The sequence below is a fragment of the Streptomyces sp. TRM68416 genome (genome assembly GCF_014596915.1).
Classification (GTDB): Bacteria; Actinomycetota; Actinomycetes; order Streptomycetales; family Streptomycetaceae; genus Streptomyces.
The window spans coordinates 1-3,423 of the sequence record NZ_JACVWU010000059.1; the positions used below are offsets into that span (position 1 = coordinate 1).

The 3,423-nt window shown below is 72.7% G+C and carries 3 protein-coding genes; all 3 read left to right on the top strand.

Annotated elements, in window-relative coordinates; all coding sequences use genetic code 11:
* Positions 1-463 (top strand): alpha-glucosidase C-terminal domain-containing protein (locus ICC28_RS39835; RefSeq protein ID WP_188293763.1); only part of this gene is annotated, 463 nt, incomplete at its 5' end.
* Positions 464-505: 42 nt separating this feature from the next.
* A complete protein-coding gene (locus ICC28_RS39840; protein ID WP_188293764.1) occupies positions 506-1,876 on the top strand; it encodes a maltokinase N-terminal cap-like domain-containing protein in 1,371 nt (456 codons plus the stop codon).
* Between the two features lie 4 nt (positions 1,877-1,880).
* Positions 1,881-3,423, top strand: a 1,543-nt coding sequence (gene glgB / locus ICC28_RS39845; RefSeq protein WP_188293765.1) for a 1,4-alpha-glucan branching enzyme, incomplete at its 3' end; no start/stop codon positions are given.

A 3,423-nucleotide genomic window follows, 5' to 3' on the forward strand; every position in this document is an offset into this window, starting at 1 on the left:
ACCCGACCGCAACGCGGGCTTCTCGACGGCCGACCCCGGCCGCCTCTTCCTCCCGACGATCATGGATCCGGTCTACGGCCACCAGGTCATCAACGTCGAGGCGGCCATGGCGTCGCCCTCCTCGCTGCTGCACTGGACGCGCCGGATGATCGAGATCCGCAAGCAGAACCCCGCCTTCGGACTCGGCTCCTTCACCGAGCTGCCGTCCTCCAACCCGGCGGTGCTGGCGTTCCTGCGCGAGTACGAGGACGACCTCGTCCTGTGCGTGAACAACTTCTCCCGCTTCGCCCAGCCCACCGAGCTGGACCTGCGGGAGTTCGACGGCCGGCATCCGGTGGAGCTGTTCGGCGGGGTGCGATTCCCGGCCATCGGCGAACTGCCGTACTTGCTGACCTTGGCAGGCCACGGCTTCTACTGGTTCCGGCTCTCGCGGATCGCGGGCCGTATCCGACGCCGATCCTGAGTGTGTGCCCTTGAGCGTGTGCCGATGAAAGGACGCGTCACCATGCCGAAGACCGCATTGCTGCAACCGAGTCCGCCGGCCGTGGCCGACGTCATGGCCTCGCTCGGCGGGCTGCTGCGTCAGTGGCTGCCGCGCCAGCGCTGGTTCGCGGGCAAGGACCGTCCCGTCACGGACCTGGCCCTGCTGTCCATGACCGAGGTGTTCCCGGGCTGTCTGCATCTGCTGGTCCACGCGGGCCATGTGCCGGTGCCCGCGCCCGGCGGCAACACCCCGGTCCCGGCGGGCGACTGCTACCAGTTGCTGCTCGGCGTGCGCGAGCACCCCTCGCCGCGCCTGGGCCGGGCCCTCATCGGACGGGCGGAGGAAGGCCCGCTCGCGGGCCTGACGGTCTACGACGCGTTGCAGGACCTCCGCTCGGCCCAACTCCTCCTGGACCGGCTGCGGCATCCCGGCACGGCCGGCCCCCTGCGCTTCGAGGCCGCCCCCTCCGCGCCCGCGCTGCCCGCCGGGCTGACACCGCGCCTGATGGACGCCGAGCAGTCCAACTCCTCGCTGGTGTACGGCGACGCGTTCGTGCTGAAGGTGTTCCGGCGCATCCAGCCCGGCGTCAACCCGGACCTGGAGGTGCCGGGCGCGCTCGCCCGCCAGGGCTGCCGTCGGGTCCCGGCGCCGGTCGCCTGGTTCCGTACGACCAGCCCGTGGGACGCGACGCTCGGAGTGCTGCAGCCGTTCCTGCGCGACGCGGCCGACGGCTGGGCCCTGGCGCTGGAGGCCCTCGCCGCCGGCGACGACTTCACGGCCGAGGCCCACCAGCTGGGCCGGGCGACCGCGGAGGTGCACCTGGCGCTGGCCTCGGCCTTCCCCTCCGGGGCCGGCCGGGAGAACGCCCGGACGGCCGCGGCGATGACCGAGCGGCTGGACGCCGCGGGGCACTGCGTCCCGGCGCTGCGGCCCTACGTGCCCGGGCTGCGGACCGCGTTCCGCGCGCTCACCACGTGCGACCCCGGCCCGCCCGCCCAGCGCGTCCACGGTGATCTGCACCTCGGCCAGGTACTGCGGGCCGGCCGCGAGTGGTTCGTCATCGACTTCGAGGGCGAGCCGTCGCGCCCGCTCGCCGAGCGGCGCAGCGCCCACTCCCCCGTGCGGGACATCGCCGGCATGCTGCGCTCCTTCGACTACGCGGCACGGCAGCGCCGGCCGTGGCGGCCGGAGTGGGCGCTCCGCTGCCGGGAGGCGTTCTGCGCGGGCTACGCGGCCGCCGCCGGCTGGGACCCGCGCAAGAAGCACGGCCTGCTCCGGGCCTACGAGACGGACCGGGCCGTGTACGAGGTGCTGTACGAAGCCAGACACCGACCGGACTGGCTTCCCGTTCCGATGGCGGCGATCGAACGTCTCGCCGTGCGGGGAGGCTGACCCCATGGCACTGCGCGACACCTCGCTCCCCGAGCCCTCCGGACCGGCGGCCTGCGCCGCGGCCCCGCCCCTGGACCCCGACGACCGGCTACGGCTGCTCTCCGGCGCCCACCACGACCCGCACGGCCTGCTCGGCGCCCACCCGGTTCCCGACGGGATCGCCTTCCGGACGCTGCGGCCGTTCGCCCGTGCGGTGAGCGTCGTGGTCGACGGCGAGGCCAGACGCCTGGTCTCCGAGGAGGACGGCCTCTTCGCCGGCGTACTGCCGCTGGACGCGATCCCCGCGTACACGCTGCTGGTGTCGTACGCGGACGGGGAGCACGAGGTCGACGACCCGTACCGCTTCCTGCCCGCCCTCGGCGAGCTGGACCTGCATCTCGTCCGGGAGGGCCGGCACGAGCAGTTGTGGAAGGCGCTCGGTGCCGAGCCGATGACGCACCAGGGCGTCACCGGCACCCGGTTCACCGTGTGGGCGCCGAACGCGCGCGGGGTGCGGGTCGCCACGGACTTCACGCACTGGGACGGCACGGCGTTCCCGATGCGCTCCCTCGGCGCGTCCGGGGTGTGGGAGCTGTTCCTGCCCGGGGTCGGCGAGGGCACCCGCTACAAGTTCGAGATCCACTCCCGGCACGGCCACCGCTTCCTCAAGGCCGACCCGATGGCGCGGTACGCGGAGATCCCGCCGGACACCGCGTCGGTCGTGCACGCCTCGCACTACGCGTGGGGCGACGCGGAGTGGATGGCGCGGCGGGGCGAGGTCCCGGTGCATGAGGCGCCGTTCTCGGTGTACGAGGTGCATCTGCCGTCCTGGCGGCCGGGGTTGACCTACCGCGAGCTGGCCGAGGTGCTCCCGGCGTACGTCAACGACCTCGGCTTCACCCATGTGGAGTTCATGCCGGCGGCCCACCATCCGTTCTCCGGCTCCTGGGGTTACCAGATCACCGGCTTCTACGCCGCGATGTCGCGGCTCGGTACGCCCGACGACTTCAAGTACCTGATCGACGCGCTGCACCGGGCCGGGATCGGCGTGATCATGGACTGGGTGCCGGCGCACTTCCCGAAGGACGACTGGGCGCTGGCCCGGTTCGACGGGGAGCCGTTGTACGAGCCGGGTGACGAACGGCGGGCCGAGCATCCGGACTGGGGGACGTACGAGTTCGACTTCGGGCGGGTCGAGGTGCGCAACTTCCTCGTCGCCAACGCCGTCTACTGGTGCGAGGAGTTCCACATCGACGGCCTGCGCGTGGACGCGGTCGCCTCGATGCTCTACCTGGACTACTCGCGCGACTCCGGCCAGTGGACGCCCAACGTGTACGGGGGGCGGGAGGACCTGGACGCGGTGGCCTTCCTCCGGGAGATGAACGCGACGGTGTACCGGCGCGCCCCGGGTGTGGTGACGATCGCGGAGGAGTCCACGGCGTGGGACGGGGTGACCCGGCCCACCGACAGCGGGGGCCTGGGGTTCGGCCTGAAGTGGAACATGGGCTGGATGCACGACTCGCTGGGCTACATGGCCCACGAGCCCGTCCACCGCAAGTACCACCACC